Origin of the sequence: Paenibacillus sp. R14(2021), from assembly GCF_019431355.1 — a bacterium.
GTDB lineage: Bacteria > Bacillota > Bacilli > Paenibacillales > Paenibacillaceae > Paenibacillus_Z.
The window spans coordinates 5,190,859-5,206,565 of sequence record NZ_CP080269.1 but is presented as its reverse complement, the minus strand read 5'-3'; the positions used below and the strand labels follow the sequence as shown (position 1 = coordinate 5,206,565).

Sequence of the window (15,707 nt, the reverse complement as noted above, 5' to 3'; positions counted from 1 at the left end):
CTAGTAGTCTTCTTCGATCCGCCGCTTACAGAGATTTTGCCGCATCCGTAAACTGACGAGCGCGCTCGGTCAGCAGATCGAATCTGCCGTTTCGCACCCACTCCATATGAACTAGCTTACTGCCCATGCCAACAGCGCAAGCGCCGGCCTTGAAGTAGTCGCGGATATTATCCAGATCGACACCGCCTGTTGCAAGCATCGGGATCTTATCGAGCGGCGCCCGAATCTCAGACAAGTATTTCACGCCGAGCGTAGCCATGGGGAAAATCTTCACCGCTTCCGCGCCGGCTTTCCAAGCCCGGACGATTTCCGTCGGCGTCATGACGCCCGGCCAGACCGGCACGCCATTCTTCACCCCGTAATCGACGACTGCTTCGTCGAGGTTCGGCGAAATCAGAAACTGGGCCCCGGCAGCCACGGCTTCCTGCGCCATGTCGAGGTCAAGCACCGTCCCTGCGCCAATGCCCGCTTGCGCGCCGAATCGATTCCGCCAGCGGTGGATCATGCCTACAGCGCCTTCCGTATTCATCGTGATCTCCATTAGCTTAATGCCGCCGTCGATCAACGCTTCCGCCGCCCGATCCGCGTATTGATCCTCAATCCCGCGAAAAATAGCAACGATTTTCTCCTGCTTCAACTTGTCCAGCATGTCACTCACGCAGACAGCCTCCTCATTCCATACGAACCGGCCGTTAGCGTGCTTCCTGCCTAACGCGGCCCTGCTGATAGTATTGTAGAACGGGAACTCCGTCAAATCAATCCATATCGCGCCAATAATCCTGCAGAATGCGGACAAACACGTTCGGAAACGCAAGCGTACGCATTTCTTCCGGCCCGATCCATCTGTAGCGGGCAGACGCCTCGCCGTCGTCACCGTAACCACTCTTGGATTCCGCCGCAGCTATTGTCTCTACGTGTGAATCGGATACGCCGGAATTCTGCCAGAACCCGAATTCCGCTTGAAACACCTGCATATCCCATACGATATGGCTGAACACATGCTCCGTTTCGCCCCACCATGCAGAAGGCCTAACCAGCAGTCCGTCCTCCGCAAACAGCGTACGTGACAAATAATCAGCCATCGCCCCATGGCGATCCATCGGACTAGCGGCCGAATCGAAGGCCGCAGCGCGCGCTGTCACCCCCGCACTCGTCTCGCCGCCCTCAATCGGCCCGGCGTCTAATCCGAGCAGCCCCGCCGCGATCTCCTGATCCGCGCCGGCAGCCGCTTTGGCGCGTCCGCGCCTCTTCGGCGCCGCCGGGGTTGGCGACAGCACATGCGGCAGCTCCCACATTTGCGCGAGCAGCCCGCTCTCCGGGCGCTGCCGAACTAGCAGCTTGCCGGCATGCGAACCGCTGCCCGTAATAAGCGCAGCGATACGCGTCTCCGGACGAGGCGGCTTCGCCTTCGTCTTGATCGGAAGCACCTGCGCTTTGCCGGCCATCCGTCCCTCGCAGTGCATCATCACCGGGCAGGTCAAGCAGCCCGGCGATTTCGGCGTGCAGACCAGCGCGCCAAGCTCCATGAGCGCTTGGTTGAAGTCCCCCGCTTCACCTTCGGGAATCAGAGACGCTGCCAGTTTCTCGATATTCACCCGCGTAGCAGGCTTCGCAATGTCCTCTTCCAGGCAGAAATACCGGGAGAGCACGCGCATCACATTTCCGTCCACCGCTGGCTCCGGCCGATTGAACGCAATGCTCATTATCGCGCCCGTCGTATAAGGTCCCACGCCGCGAAGCGCGGCAACTGCCGCCTTGTCATCCGGGACAGTGCCGCCATGCAGGCTCAACACTTCGCGGGCGCCCGCCTGCAAATTGCGTGCGCGCGAGTAGTAGCCGAGCCCCTCCCAGCATTTGAGCACCTCCGGCTCCGGCGCTTCCGCCAGAGCAGCGGCGGTCGGGAATTGGGCCATGAAACGCTCGTAATACGGGATAACCGTATCGACTCTCGTCTGCTGAAGCATAATTTCCGATACCCACACCCGGTAAGGGTCGCGGTTCATCCGCCATGGCAGATCCCTTTTGTTGGCCTTATACCAGAGCAGCAGCTCCGTGCTGAAATAGCGGACCGCTTCCGTTGTCATTCATCCTCCGACCTTTCACTGGCGCTGAATGATGTGCCCTGCACCGATTGATAATAAATTTGCTTGTAGCGGCTCGGCGTCAGCCCCGTGTAATGCTTGAACTGGCGGGACAGATAGTAATTCTGCATGCCAACCTGCCTCGCGATCTCCGAGATGCTGTATTCCTCCTGCTCCAGCAGCTTCTTCGCGCGTTCGAGCCTGCGAATATTCACATACTGCGTCGGCGCAAAGCCGACAATGTTCTTGAAATACCCGATAAAGTAGTTCGGATGCAGAAACGCCAGCCGAGCCATATCCTCAACGCTGATCGCTTCGGACAAATGCTGCTCGATGTACTCCAGCACGCGGTCGATCTTCTCAATCGGTTCGATTCGGCGAATCGAGTCCTCACTAATCTCCACATAATCCAAATAAGAGGCGAGGATAGCGAACAGCACGGCACGGATGCGCAGTTCCCTCGTAATCAACGTCGAACGATAGGCTTCGATGAGCCGCTGGAACAGCCAGGTCAGGTGCTCCTGCTCCTCCGGCATGACGCAAATCGGCAGGTTTAGCAGGTCAAACAGTTCCATGTCGCCGATCGATGCCCGAAAATGGCACCAGTGCAGGCCGACCGCATCCGCGAAATTAGATCCGAAAGATTGCACCGCACCCGGGGGAAGGAGCAGAAGCTGACCCGGCTTCAGCTCCACGCTGCGCTCGTTCAATCGAAGACCGCCAGATCCTTCTTGAATGAACCACAGCCGATAAAACTCAGGCATTTGCTGCGGCTGCCAGCCCGGATTCATGCGCGAATAAGCAGCCATGGATACTTCAGCTTGAAATCGGTGAAAATAATTTTGAATGATCGTCTTGTAGGTAAGTTTCATTGCGGCTCCCAATCATCAAAAAAGGTTAATCGCTCATTAAGCAAATCTTTCAATTCAAAACAACAATACCCTCTATTATAACGCACCAAAATGAAAGGAACCACCATACCTTGGTTGCAATTAAATCCAGCATCGGCCTATACTGAGTAATAAATCCACAGGCAAGGAGGATGTATCACGATGTCGTCCGTTTCTCGGGCCACGCCTGCCCGAATAACTAGAATAATGCTCGCCCTAGCGCCTGCTGCGCTGCTCTTGCTGGGAGGCTGCGGCTCGTCATCTCAAGCCGTGACAGGCTCCGCCGATACGCCGCAGACGTTTAGATCCAACTGCGTCTCCTGCCACGGCACCGATCTTCAGGGCCGGATGGGAGCCGCTACGAACCTGACCCATGTCGGCAAACGTATGACCAAGGCCGAAATTACGAAGCAAATCAAGCAAGGCGGAGGCGTAATGCCCCCATTCGGAAGCAGATTATCGGATGCGGAAGTCGAGAAGCTGGCCGGCTGGCTCAGCGCCAAAAAATAAAAGGACCCTGCTGCGGCCGCGCAAGTAACGCTCTCGGCTCCGCAAGCAGGGTCTTTTGTTCTTCATCGTTGTTACCGTAATCTCCATTGCCTACCATCCCCGCCCCCGCTCGCTGCCGCTCCATCTCGGAAGAGGCAGTCTCGTGCCGAGTGGGCCGCTGTAAGTCCACTTCGTATCCCCCATCTCCGGATGCTGCGGGAATGTATCGCCCTGCATCAAGGGCAGCCAGTCCCCCCACAAATCGCCGTACATCCCTTCAACGAGCACAAGCTGCCCGCTTCTGAATATACGTTTCGATAGCATACCGCTCTTGAACGCCATCCATGCCGCCCCCCGTCCCTATGTTTTCCTATTGTGTATTCCAATTATGGGGAAAAGGTGACGACATTATGCATGCGGTTTTCAATTCAAGTGTGCTCTACGATAACGTATGCGGATGCTATTGCGTGATCATGCGTGATCGAGACGTGGATTTTGATCTCTTCTGATGGCAGCTTCAATCGATGCCAAGCTTCGGTAGACAGCCGGCAGATGGGCTTTCCGCCGGGCTCACGATCGATTTCCACGTCACGGAAGCCAAGCAGACTCCCAATGCCGCAGCCGAACGCTTTGGAGACAGCCTCCTTAACGGCAAACCTACCAGCGATGAATTCGACAAGCCGTTTACCGTTGTAAGCCGACGCCAATTGCTGCTCGCGTTCGGTTAGGATCCGCGCCCGAAAGCGATCGCCGAGGCTGCCATGCAGCGTCTTATCCATCCGATCCAGCGAGGATAGATCATGTCCGATTCCAATTATCACTATGCTTCGACCGCCTTATCTCGCATGCTTCCATAAAATGCTCTGTTCTCATCATACCAAAAAAAACGCAGCCGGCAACATGTCGGCCCCTCGAACGCAAATCAGCGCCCCTCGGCATGAGCCGAAGGACGCTGAGCAGCGCAATCATTTAAATTCCCGGAATCGCATTCCGCTTATGCGCGGTCTTAAGATATTGGTTCTCCAGCTTCTCGCGGGCGGTTTCATTAATATCCTTGCCTTCGAGGTAGTCGCTGTTTTCATCATACGTGATGCCAAGCTCATCCTCGTCGGTCTGACCTTCCCATAAGCCTGCAGTCGGCGCTTTCGTTACGACGGCCCCTGGAACCCCGAGTGCTGCCGCAATTTGGCGGACCTGACGCTTGTTCAGCGTGCTGAGCGGCGTAATATCCACTGCGCCGTCGCCCCACTTGGTATAGAAGCCCGTGATCGCTTCTGAAGCGTGATCCGTGCCGACGACGAGCAGATTAAGCTCGAAAGCAAGCGCATACTGTGTCACCATGCGGGTGCGCGCCTTCACGTTGCCTTTGCCGCCGCGGCTTATATGACGGGAAATGCCGATCGATTTCAGGCTGTGCTCCACTTCAAGCGCGATTTCGTCAACCGCCTCTTGAATGTTGGTTTCGACGCGGTGCTCCAGCTTGAAAGCTTCCGCAACCGCATAGCTGTCGGAGATATCAACCTGCTCTCCGTACGGCTGGAATACGCCGAGCGTCATGTACGCTTTGCCTGTTTCTTCGGAAAGCTCGTCGGTCGCTTGCTTGCACAATCCAGTCGCTACCGCGCTGTCAATGCCGCCGCTGATCGCGATCAAGAGTCCCGTCGTACCGGATTTCTTCACGTACGCCTTCAGAAAATCAACCCGCTTGCGAATTTCTTGCGCGGGATCGATCTCAGGCTGTACGCCCAATTCTTTAATGATCTGTTGCTGCAGGCTCATTCAATCACCTCTTAACGGCAGAAACGCTCGAATGCCGAAGTCAAATCTGCTGCAATTTCAGCGGCCGAACGGTTCTCGATTTGATGGCGTTCGATAAAATGCACGAGCTCTCCGTCTTTCATCAGCGCGATGGACGGCGAAGAAGGCGGATACGGAGCGAAAAATTCGCGCGCTTTAGCCGTTGCTTCTTTATCTTGGCCGGCGAATACGGTAAACAAGTGATCCGGCTTAATTTCATTTTGCAGCGCCTCAGCTACGCCAGGACGGCATTGGCCTGCCGCGCATCCGCATACGGAGTTAACGACGACCAGCGCCGTTCCTTTCGCATCTGGAAGCTTCTCCACAACAGCCTCAGGCGTGCGAAGCTCCTCGATTCCAAGACGCGTAAGATCATCACGCATCGGCTGTACCATATCTAGCATGTATCGTTCAAAAGACATCGACATGTATATCTCTCCTTTATGATTTCGATTTCCCCTATTATACCGCCGTGTGAAATTGAAAGCAAAGAAAAAGCAACCAGGCCTAAGCCCGATTGCTCCATATCTCGTTAAGGTTTCCCTTCGGCATCCGTGCGCTTCGAAGCTTTATAGGCGGCATCCTCGTCTGGATGCATGAAAACAGCGGACTGCGGCGATATGCCCTTCTCAAAATAATCCCTGTTCTCGCTTGTCAGGAATCCCACGTCCTTAAATGGATGCACCCACTCGCTCCCGGACATGACCGCCGGATCCGTCTCCGTCGACCACTGGCTGAGCGGCGATTCCGGTGACTCGTATTGATGGTCGCCGATCACAACGCCGCTGCTATTGACGAACGGCGCCCTTGTTCCGCGCCCGCTCCGAAACTGAGGAAGGAAATTGATTTCATACGGGTCCAGCTCCGGGTTGTCTCCGCCCATCCTCGGTCCCTGTCCTGCCTTATCGACATCCTCGTTCATTCCCATAACCCTCCCTTATGTAGAAGGGCGGTTGGGGCCGTCTAATTTCTTATCGAATCCTTCCGATTCCGGCGCTTTGCTTGACCGCTTCTGCTTGCTCGCGGCGGCTTGCTGCCCGGAAGCTTTGCTCGGCTGCGAATTGTTCTCCACTGCTGGCACCCCCTTCCAAAGCTAGTATGCGCGCTTGAAATGAGGCTTATCCGCGTAGCGAGCGGAGTTATTCGCCGCCTAGGACGGGCTTAGCGCCACTGCGACTTCTTGATAGTTGCGTCTGCGGTCGAACCTGACGATGAAGGTCGTGCCGACGCCTTCCTTGCTGTCTACCTGGATATTGCCTCCGTGACGCTCCATAATGCTAAGGCAGAGCGGCAGCCCAAGACCGGTGCCCCGGGTCTTGGTCGTATAGAACGGCTCGAACAGATGCTCCAGCTTTTCTTGCGGAATGCCGCTGCCCGTATCCGATACCCGCAGCTCCACATACTGGTCGACCGAAGAGGTCACGAGGGAAAGCACGCCGTGCTGATCCATCGCTTCCATGCCGTTTCGCGCCAGGTTCAAGATGAGCTGCTTCATCTCCTTCTCGTTCAGCATGAGCTTCGGGAGATGCTCGGCTAGATTCAGCTCGAGCGATTGTCCGCGCATATTCGCATCCGCCCAGAGCAAGGGCAGAATATCGTTGATAATATCATGCAGCGAGCAGTTCTGCTTCTCGATGATCCGATTTTGCGCCAAGGAGAGAAAGTCGTTAATGATGCTGTTCGCCCGGTCGAGCTCGTCCATCACGATCCGATAATATTCTTTCTGGTGATCCGGACTGCGTTCGCGCATCAACTGCACGAAGCCGCGGATAACCGCCATCGGATTTCGGATTTCGTGCGTAATGCTCGCGGCCATCTGGCCGACGAGGCTGAGCCTCTCCATCCGCCCGACTTCGTCGCGCAGCCGGTTCAGCTCGGTAATATCGTGGGCGATCAGCGCCGCGCCGATAATTTCGTTGTTTTGCATATCGCGGACGCAGATGCCGGAATTGACATATATCTTTCCCTGCTCCTGTACGTATTCGGTCGTCAGCTTATGTCCGTTCAGCGCCTGGTAAAGCAGACGACCGAGAACATCCTTCTCGATGTGGTCGTACATGATCGTGAACGGCTGCCCGAGGAGCTCATTGCGGTGTTTGCCGCCGACCTTGTCCTTCAATAAGTGGATCGCCATTTCATTGATGTGGGTAATGGTCCCAAGCTGATTGACGATAATAACGCCGAGCGGCGTCTCGTCTATGAACTGCTGCAGCTTCTGGACCTCGATGCGATAGCTGTTTGAAATCGTATTCACTTGCAAGGAGAGCGTTTCCCGCCGGATGAAATTGTCCGTCAGTTTTGTAATCATCCAGACGATCGGAAGATACAGGATGCTGTGCCCTGCGAACAAATACACGTCGGAAACCGTTACCGCTGCTTGTGTTTTGGAGTAGAAATCAAGGAAGGCGCATGAGCGAATCGCGAACACGAGGCCTGTCAAACCGAACAGTACGGCGTGTTTTCGCTGCTGCGTGAGTTGAATGAAACCGTTGTTGTACTTATAAATGATCGGGATGATCAAGAGGAGTGTGCCAATCGTCTCCACATTACTCCAGCTGCCGTCCATCATCAGCCAGCCGACGATCAAATAAACAGCCGTCAAAGCCAGCAGAACCCAGCCTCCGCCGTACAAGGAACCGAATATCAAGGGTATGTAATGATAATCCAGCTTGAAGCCGTGTATGTCTATGGAGATTGCAAAGCCAAGGAACAAGCAGGTTCCGCAAAACAGAAACACGATGAAAGGAACTCTTTTGAGAGGTTTGGAATAGTCATACCAAATTTGAAAAGCAAATAATGGCATTAAGGCTACAATGGTCTGCAAAAGAATAAGCTTCCACACAAAAACGAGCCCCACCCTTCAGAAGAAACCCAGTTATTGGTTCGCATGTTTTCCCTTTATTCCGATTAAATCATAGGTTTATCTATTTTACAATGTCTGTAAATGGTAGTTTTTGATGTCATTTAATGCCGAACATGCTTCTCCAGGCAATTATGTCTAAATATCCGTCAATAATCGAGCCGTTCCTTCGTGTAGACGTGCTTCTTTCTGGATAGTATGATAGGGTATCGGCGGCTGCACAGCCGCATAAACGGATACGGATTCGAGGAGAAACTGCGCGTGAACTACGATGTCATTATAATAGGCGGCGGTTCTGCCGGGCTGATGGCCGGCATTGCGGCCAGCAAGAACGGCGCGAAGACGCTGCTGCTCGACAAGGGCGATAAGCTCGGACGCAAGCTCGGCATTTCCGGGGGCGGACGCTGCAATGTGACGAACAATAAGGACATGGATGAGCTGATCAAAAATATTCCGGGCAACGGGCGGTTTCTGTACAGCGCCTTGTCCGGCTTCGGCAATAAAGATATTATCGCCTTCTTCGAGAGCCTTGGCATTGCGCTCAAGGAAGAAGATAACGGACGGATGTTTCCGGTAACCGATAAAGCGAAGACGGTTGTCGACGCGCTCGTTCATCAAGTACGAAGACAGGGCGTCGACATTCGGGTCAATACGCCCGTCAGCCGGGTCGTGTATGCCGGCGGGCAAGTAAGCGGCGTTGTGCTCAAGTCGGGGGAAACCTTCCCCTGCCGCAGCGTCATCGTTGCGACCGGCGGCAAGTCCGTGCCCCATACCGGCTCGACCGGGGACGGATACCCATGGGCGGAACAAGCAGGCCACTCCATTACGGAGCTGTTCCCGACGGAAGTGCCGATCACGTCGAACGAGCCGTTCATTCAGAGCAAGGAGCTTCAAGGGCTGTCGCTCCGCGATGTCAGCCTCTCTGTCTGGAATGCAAAGGGTAAACGCGTGATCGAGCATCGGGGGGATATGATTTTCACCCACTTCGGCGTATCCGGTCCCATCGCGCTTCGCTGCAGTCAGTTTGTCGTCAAGGAGCTGAAGAAGGGCGATGCGCGGAACGCACTCCTGACCATCGACCTGCTGCCGGACCTCAGCAGCGATGAATTCTACAAGGAGTCGCTCCTTCTGGCGCAAGCCGAAGCCAAGAAATCGGTCAAAAACGTGCTGAAGAGCTGCCTGCCGGAACGGATGATCCCGCTCTTGCTGAAGGGCGCAGGGCTGGACGAGCAGCTGACCTTCGATCATATTCCGAAGCAGGCCTGGCTGGACCTTGCCAAGCTGGTCAAGGCCTTTCCGATCCGTGCTTACGGCACGCTCAGCCTTGAGGACGCATTCGTCACCGGAGGCGGGGTCAATCTCAAAGAGATCAATCCCAAAACAATGGCATCCAAGCTGACGAAGGGACTCTACTTCTGCGGCGAGGTGCTTGATATTCACGGCTACACGGGGGGCTATAACATCACAGCCGCCTTCTCCACCGGCTACACGGCAGGCACGAGCGCCGCCCTATTATAATAGAAGGCTGACCGAGCGGATATCCGCCTGGTCAGCCTTCTTAGCGTACGAGCCCGATCAGCTGTGCACGTCTCCCGAGAAATACCCGTAAGAGCCGTCATCGGGGAAAAACTCATCCTCGTCCGGAGCATCATCATCCCGATTGCTGAGGCCGTCTCCGGCTGCTTGGTCCCCCGCTTCTTCCTGCGAGACCCAGTCCTCGTTGACGACATGCGCCGGAATCGCAATATGATTCTCCATATGGTAGGCTTCGTTCGTCAGCTCGATATCCGGAATGGAGGATTGCACCGCCAGCTGTCCGCCGTGCGACTGCGCGATCTCCAGCGCCGAGGGAAGATCGTCCCCGTGCATGTGGATGTGGATGTCGCTCCCCTGCTGGACGACGGGATCGTAGCCAAGCTCCTGAAAGGTGCTTCCGGCCATGGCGGCGGTACGGGAATCGCTGAACTGAAACAATAACGCAGTGTCATTTTGCTGCATAGCAGGCACTTCCTTTTCGGCTAAAATGTTCCATTCCCATATAGCCTGCCCCGATCGGCTTCGCGTCATTCTCTCCCGCTTCATCCTTCTACGGCGCTGACTCAGCTTGCCTCGCAGTCCATACAGATCTGCCGTGCGCCGTAATTGAGATCGTCCACTGCTGCCAATCGATGGGATGAACAGCCGCAAAGTCCGGCAGCGGCGCATCGCCCTGCACTGTGAGCAGCGGCATGCCGTCGTTCAGCGCCATCCCCTTCAGCACCTGCCAATACGAGAGATCGCCCATCCCGAGCATCGCAAGCTCGGATGAGACCGCGCCGAACAAAATCTCTGGCGTAACCGGACCGATATCGGAGAGTTTAGCAAGCGTCGTCGCTTCCACGATGCCGAGCCCGCCTTCTGAGTGAGCACCCGAACGCAGCAGATGAAAGTCCATGGCCTCCGCCATGACAGGCAGTGCCGCGCCTTCCGCCGTCAGCCATGCTTGAAGCGCACAGGCACATTCGTCAGTCTCCGTCGATACGTACGCTTCCCAAGCCCGCGCTCCAGCAGCCAGCTCTTCAGCGCTCACTTCCCGACGCAGCTGCCACAATTCGGCTGTCTGCTCCGGCGTCAGCCCGCCAATGCCGCGAAAATCCGTTACGCCGGGCACCGCTTCCTTCCCCACAATGACCCAAGAAAGCTGCAGATGGGGAACCGTAGCCCCCCTGCTGGGTTCTTCTGCCAACCAATGCAGCAGTGCAGCCAGTATCGCTTGATCATACAAATCATATTCGAACCACAGCACGATCTCTTCGCCGCGCCTCACCACCTCCGTCAGCTGCACGAGCTGCTCTTCAGCCTGCCGGCGAAACAAGTCCTGCGGTACGCCGAAGGCATGTTCAAACCAGCGGGAACGCGCTGCCAGACTGCCCGCCTCCCACCAACGAAGCTGCAGCGGACCGTCAATCCAGCTTTCCCGCCAAGGAAGCACATTCCCTGGCATGCCGGCGCGGACAAGCAAGGACGCGGCGCTGTCACCATTTGTAACATGAAGCATAACAATCTCCCTCCAATTTAGACGAATGTGATATAATGGACGGACAACAAGAGCAGGGGTGTAGAAGAAGATGGTAGATATCTTCGCTTATTCTTCAGATGCGGTAATGATTATACGTAAGAATCCTGACAATTGGACAGTATACGCATGCAGCTCAGCCTTCTACAGCTTAATAGATTCTTCCTGCGAGCAATTAATAGGCAAGGATCTATCCGAGCTGCCGCTCATTGGTATCTATCCATTATGGCCGATTATCAGGCGGATGTGCAGCGATATTTCTCCTGGCACCCCTGAAGTTTACGCCGAATCCTATTTCTCGCTGACGGGCGACACGCAGCTCTTCGGCGAACTCTATGCCAAGAAGCTGCAGGAATCCGGCGAGCCTCTCATCATGATTACAATCCGTGACAGATCGGAGCATCATTGGATCGATGACAGAGTCAGCGAGTCGACCCCGATCGTATCCCTTCTGCTAACGAACAGCTTCACGATCGCCTCGCTGCGGAGCTACCGCGGCCCCATCATGTACGACATGCTGGAACTCACGCGCGCGGAGAGCGGACAGTTTCTGGCCGAGCAGGACCGGGAGCGCGTACGATCTCAGCTCTTGGATATTCAAGCCAGCGGTAATACGTCGGAGCTGTATTTTACGCAGCAGCTTGACGAGAAGCAGTACCTCACAAGCATCGTCGTCAAACCCTTCTATCATGCCAACGGCAGCTTTAAATGCTACGCAATCGTTGTTTATTCCATGGTACCGGTCCAAGATGAAGAAGTAAGCTTAGCTGCACCCGTAAATGAGCTTATCCAACGCGACGCTTCTTACAAGCTGCGCCTGCTCATGATGGAAAAGCAAATCTCAGTCACCAAATTAGCAGAGAATACGCAAATCTCGCTCACTACGATTTCCAACATCCGCAACGGCAAGATCAAAAAACCGCAGCGGCTCACCGCCAAGCTGATCGCCGACGAGCTCGGCGTTGCTCCCTCCGATATTTGGGATGCATTTCAATCATAGAGAAAGCGCGTTCCCGTACACGAGGAACGCGCTTTTTTCTTACAGCTTGAACCTGGCGGCCAGTTCGTTCATTTGCGATGCAATGGAGCTCAGCGACCGGGAAGACGAGGCAATCTGCTCCGCGGAAGCTGTCTGAGCTTCCGTCGTCGCGGCAACCGTCATGGCGGTCTCCGCGCTTTGCTTGGCAAGCTCGCGCAGGCGCAGCATAGCCGCTACGAGCTGATCCGAGCCTGCGGCCATCTCCTCGGAGGCGGCCGCCACCTCCTGCACCTGCCCCGATACCCGCTCGGAGGCGTCCGCGATTTGGGCAAAGGACGAGCCGGCTTCGCGAACGGCGACCATCCCCGTCTCTGCCTCGGCCGCGCTTGTCCGCATCTGCCGGGCCGTCTCGAACGTATCGTCCGTCACCTGCGCAATAACGTCGTCGATATCGAGTACGGCCTGCGACGTTTGCTGCGCCAGCTTGCGCACCTCGCCCGCGACAACGGCAAAGCCCCGACCATGCTCGCCTGCCCGAGCCGCCTCGATTCCCGCATTAAGCGCCAGCAAATTGGTCTGACGCGAAATTTGGCCGATCAGCTTCGAGATGCCGCCGATGTTCTGCGCATGCTGCTCCAGCCTGGCAACTTGTCCCGCCGTTACTCGCACGCTCTCATTCACCGAATCCATGCTTGCGACTGCCTGGCTTACCGCATCCCGGCCAAGCACAGCCTGTCCGCTGGCATTGCCTGACAAGGAGGCTACGATGGCGCTCGATTCCGCGATGCGATTTATGCCTGCGCCAAAATCCTGCGTTGTCTTATTCACTTCGTCGAACCGCTGCAGCGCAGCCTCCGAGCCTTCCGCCATCAGCTGCATAGCCGATGCGGCCTGCTGGGCCGAACCGGCATTCTGCTCGGACACCGCCAGCAACTGCTGCGACGAGAGCGCGATCCCGGCGGATGCTTCCTGTACGCCGAGCATCGCACTGCGCAGCTGCGTCACCATCGCTTGCAGCGAGAGGAAGAGTCCTCCGATCTCATCCCGGTTACGGATGCGCGGAACCGTTACCTGCAGGCAGCCGCCCGCTACTTCGTCGACAACATGCGCAGCCAGCCGAATCGGCTTCGCAATGGCCTGCCGTACGTACCAGGTCAGCAGACCAACGAGAACTAAGCCCGCGAAGAGGGCAATCAAGATGGCGAGCGTTGCCTGGGCGTTCAAAGATGAGCTCGCATTCTTCGCTTCTTCGGCGCCGCTGTGATTATTGCGGACCAGATAGTCCAAATTGCTCTGAACCGCCGCGAACGAGCTCTCAGAATCCTTCATGAAACCTGTCATTTGCTCATATGTAATCGATTTTCCGGAAGCGGCGGCGACCATTTTCCTATAGTTGTCCTCATAGATTTTCCAGGCTTTCTCGAGCTGATCGACCAACGCTTTCTCGTTGTCGTTATTGGTGTTCATAATCGTGCGATAGAGCGCAAGGCTGTCATCGACCTTCTTTATGGAGATATCCGCATCCGCCATGCGCTGCTTTTTCAAGTTCTCGTTTTTGTCGAAAAACAGCTTGTATTGAATCGTCATGACATTTTCGGCCATGTACGCAATGCCGTTGACCGTTTCAACGCCGACGATCCATTTGTCCGCCAACGCTTCGTTGTTCTCTTTCATCTTGGACATCATCGTATAACTGAGCCCGCCCGTAACGGTAAGCAGCAGCAGCACACTCAAAAATGCTGTCATCAGCTTCGCCCCTACCGTCCACCTTAGCTTCACCTTATTCTTCTCCATACGAATCCGCTCCTGTTGCCCATGATTTAAATGTAAGCTTTCACGTAAGCTATCTTTACAAAATTTATTATACGTTGAATGCGAATAAGTGAAAAAGCTGTCATAGCCCCGAAATTGCTTGTTAATCCTCCAAAATTCGAACGGTAGCCCCAATTATCTCCAATTATCTGCATTTACCTGTACATTACTACTTCATATAACAAAAACCGCTCCCCCATAACAGAGGAAGCGGTTAAATAGCCAGTGCGTACATGAAATAGCTTAATTGCGATACCCTTGAAGCCCTTCATTCAATGCGCGCGTTGCTGCGTACACCTCTTGATAAATACGGAACAAACCGCTGTAGGCATCTACTGCAGCCGGATTCGGCTTATAGACCGACCCGCGCTTCACGAACAGCTCCGCGCACGCCGTAAGGCTCTCGAACCATCCGCAGCCGTATGCCGCCAGCATGGCAGCGCCAAGACCAGGACCCTGCTCGTTGGCAAGCGACACGACGTCAGCGTTGAAAATGTCCGCCTGCATTTGCAGCCATACCGGATTGGATGCGCCGCCGCCGATCGAGATGATCGTATCGACCGTCTTGCCGGCTTGACGGAACATCGCCACCGACTCGTTGAGCGAGAAGGTAATGCCTTCCATCACCGCACGGGCAAAATGCACCCGTTCATGCGAGCCGTCTATGCCGATGAAGCTGGCACGAATAACGGAATCCGCATGCGGCGTGCGCTCGCCGACGAGATAAGGCGTGAAGAGCAGCCCTTTGGAGCCCGGCTTCACATCGCCGACGCCTTGCAGAAGCTCGTCGAACGACTCGCCCTTGGCGAAGGTTTGCTTGAACCAGCTTAAGCTGTAGCCCGCCGCAAGCGTTACGCCCATGGCGTAGAATGCGTTCTCTTGACCATGGTTGAAGAAATGAACCTTGCCGCGGAAATCGTTGGCGCTGCCTTCCTCATAGGAAAGGATAACGCCGGAAGTGCCGATGCTGCACATCGTCAGTCCTTCTTGCAGTATGCCTGAGCCGATCGCTCCGCATGCATTGTCTGCGCCGCCCGCGAACACTTTCGTCGAGGCGTTCAGCCCTGCTGCGTTCGCTTGCTCCGGAAGCAGCGTGCCCGTCAGCGCATGCGACTCCACGAGCGGAGGCGCGAACGATGCCGGCAGGCCGACCGCCGCCAGCACCGCGTCGCTCCAGCGCTTGTTCGCCACGTCCAGCAGCAGCGTGCCGGCTGCATCGGAGAAGTCCATATGCAGCGCGCCTGTCAGCCGGTAACGGACATAATCCTTCGGCAGCAGGAACGATACGGCTCTTGCGAATACTTCGGGCTCGTGCTTGCGCACCCACAGAATCTTAGGCAGCGTGAAGCCTTCCAGCGCGGGATTACGCGTAATCGTGAGCAGCTTCTCTTGGCCGAGAAGCGCTTCGATCTCGCGGCATTCCGCGGTCGTGCGTGTATCGTTCCACAGAATCGCGTTGCGGACAGGATTGCCCTCCGCGTCCAGCAGCACGAGACCGTGCATTTGGCCCGAGAAGCTGAGTCCTTCGATGGCATCCGGGGAAACGCCGGAGCGCTCCGCCAGCTCGCGAAGCGCCTCGATCGTGCCCTTCACCCAATCGTCTGGGCGCTGCTCGCTCCAGCCGGAATGCTCGTGAAACAGCGGATAGTCGCGCGATGCCTCAGCCGCGACGGCGCCGCTTCTGTCCAGAAGCAGCACCTTTACCGCGCTTGTGCCGAGGTCGATCCCAATGACGTATGACATG

17 protein-coding genes are annotated in these 15,707 nt (G+C 55.9%); 3 read left to right on the top strand and 14 right to left on the bottom strand.

Annotated features, from left to right (window positions below):
- Nucleotides 1-25: 25 nt before the first annotated feature.
- From KXU80_RS24155 to KXU80_RS24145, 3 genes are all read right to left on the bottom strand, one after another.
- A complete protein-coding gene (locus KXU80_RS24155; protein ID WP_219835665.1) occupies nucleotides 26-658 on the bottom strand; it encodes a bifunctional 4-hydroxy-2-oxoglutarate aldolase/2-dehydro-3-deoxy-phosphogluconate aldolase in 633 nt (210 codons plus the stop codon).
- A 97-nt stretch (nucleotides 659-755) separates the two neighbouring features.
- Entirely contained in the window at nucleotides 756-2,084 is a 1,329-nt protein-coding gene (gene mutY, locus KXU80_RS24150) for an A/G-specific adenine glycosylase (RefSeq protein WP_219835664.1), read from the bottom strand.
- Nucleotides 2,081-2,953 carry a helix-turn-helix domain-containing protein gene (locus KXU80_RS24145; RefSeq protein ID WP_219835663.1) on the bottom strand — a complete coding sequence of 291 codons (873 nt, stop codon included), beginning with the start codon at nucleotides 2,951-2,953 and terminating at the stop codon, nucleotides 2,081-2,083. Before KXU80_RS24145 ends, mutY begins: the two co-directional genes overlap by 4 nt.
- Before the next feature lie 180 nt (nucleotides 2,954-3,133).
- Here KXU80_RS24145 and KXU80_RS24140 point away from each other — a divergent pair, with 180 nt between their 5' ends.
- Complete coding sequence (locus KXU80_RS24140) at nucleotides 3,134-3,481, top strand: c-type cytochrome (RefSeq protein WP_258171136.1); 348 nt, start codon at nucleotides 3,134-3,136, stop codon at nucleotides 3,479-3,481.
- A 90-nt stretch (nucleotides 3,482-3,571) separates the two neighbouring features.
- Here the strand turns inward: KXU80_RS24140 and KXU80_RS24135 are convergent, their stop codons facing one another.
- From KXU80_RS24135 to KXU80_RS24105, 7 genes are all read right to left on the bottom strand, one after another.
- On the bottom strand, nucleotides 3,572-3,802 hold the full coding sequence (locus tag KXU80_RS24135) for a hypothetical protein (protein WP_219835662.1): 231 nt from the start codon (nucleotides 3,800-3,802) through the stop codon (nucleotides 3,572-3,574).
- 86 nt (nucleotides 3,803-3,888) lie between these two features.
- A complete protein-coding gene (gene acpS, locus KXU80_RS24130) occupies nucleotides 3,889-4,281 on the bottom strand; it encodes a holo-ACP synthase (protein WP_219835661.1) in 393 nt (130 codons plus the stop codon).
- Nucleotides 4,282-4,429: 148 nt separating this feature from the next.
- On the bottom strand, nucleotides 4,430-5,239 hold the full coding sequence (gene nadE / locus KXU80_RS24125) for an NAD(+) synthase (protein ID WP_219835660.1): 810 nt from the start codon (nucleotides 5,237-5,239) through the stop codon (nucleotides 4,430-4,432).
- 11 nt (nucleotides 5,240-5,250) lie between these two features.
- Nucleotides 5,251-5,685 carry a BrxA/BrxB family bacilliredoxin gene (locus KXU80_RS24120; protein WP_219835659.1) on the bottom strand — a complete coding sequence of 145 codons (435 nt, stop codon included), beginning with the start codon at nucleotides 5,683-5,685 and terminating at the stop codon, nucleotides 5,251-5,253.
- Nucleotides 5,686-5,789: 104 nt separating this feature from the next.
- Nucleotides 5,790-6,179: a DUF3905 domain-containing protein gene (locus KXU80_RS24115; protein ID WP_258171135.1), complete on the bottom strand. Its 390-nt coding sequence runs from the start codon at nucleotides 6,177-6,179 to the stop codon at nucleotides 5,790-5,792.
- A 15-nt stretch (nucleotides 6,180-6,194) separates the two neighbouring features.
- Nucleotides 6,195-6,329, bottom strand: coding sequence for a spore protein (locus tag KXU80_RS24110; protein WP_219835658.1), 135 nt, complete (start codon nucleotides 6,327-6,329; stop codon nucleotides 6,195-6,197).
- Between the two features lie 78 nt (nucleotides 6,330-6,407).
- On the bottom strand, nucleotides 6,408-7,994 hold the full coding sequence (locus KXU80_RS24105) for a two-component system sensor histidine kinase NtrB (RefSeq protein WP_258171134.1): 1,587 nt from the start codon (nucleotides 7,992-7,994) through the stop codon (nucleotides 6,408-6,410).
- Nucleotides 7,995-8,378: 384 nt separating this feature from the next.
- On the opposite strand from KXU80_RS24105, the gene KXU80_RS24100 reads away from it, so the two are divergent.
- Entirely contained in the window at nucleotides 8,379-9,635 is a 1,257-nt protein-coding gene (locus KXU80_RS24100; RefSeq protein WP_219835657.1) for a BaiN/RdsA family NAD(P)/FAD-dependent oxidoreductase, read from the top strand.
- Between the two features lie 57 nt (nucleotides 9,636-9,692).
- Here KXU80_RS24100 and KXU80_RS24095 read toward each other — a convergent pair whose 3' ends face one another.
- Together KXU80_RS24095 and KXU80_RS24090 are read right to left on the bottom strand one after the other, a co-directional pair.
- Nucleotides 9,693-10,115, bottom strand: coding sequence for a hypothetical protein (locus KXU80_RS24095; protein ID WP_219835656.1), 423 nt, complete (start codon nucleotides 10,113-10,115; stop codon nucleotides 9,693-9,695).
- Nucleotides 10,116-10,203: 88 nt separating this feature from the next.
- Complete coding sequence (locus KXU80_RS24090) at nucleotides 10,204-11,154, bottom strand: DUF1835 domain-containing protein (RefSeq protein WP_219835655.1); 951 nt, start codon at nucleotides 11,152-11,154, stop codon at nucleotides 10,204-10,206.
- 70 nt (nucleotides 11,155-11,224) lie between these two features.
- Between KXU80_RS24090 and KXU80_RS24085 the strand changes: the two genes are divergently transcribed.
- Nucleotides 11,225-12,172: a helix-turn-helix domain-containing protein gene (locus KXU80_RS24085; RefSeq protein WP_219835654.1), complete on the top strand. Its 948-nt coding sequence runs from the start codon at nucleotides 11,225-11,227 to the stop codon at nucleotides 12,170-12,172.
- Nucleotides 12,173-12,211: 39 nt separating this feature from the next.
- Here KXU80_RS24085 and KXU80_RS24080 read toward each other — a convergent pair whose 3' ends face one another.
- Nucleotides 12,212-13,945, bottom strand: a complete 1,734-nt coding sequence (locus tag KXU80_RS24080) for a methyl-accepting chemotaxis protein (protein ID WP_219835653.1) — start codon at nucleotides 13,943-13,945, stop codon at nucleotides 12,212-12,214.
- Nucleotides 13,946-14,206: 261 nt separating this feature from the next.
- Nucleotides 14,207-15,706, bottom strand: coding sequence for a xylulokinase (xylB, locus tag KXU80_RS24075; protein WP_219835652.1), 1,500 nt, complete (start codon nucleotides 15,704-15,706; stop codon nucleotides 14,207-14,209).
- Between the last annotated feature and the right edge of the window lies 1 nt (nucleotide 15,707).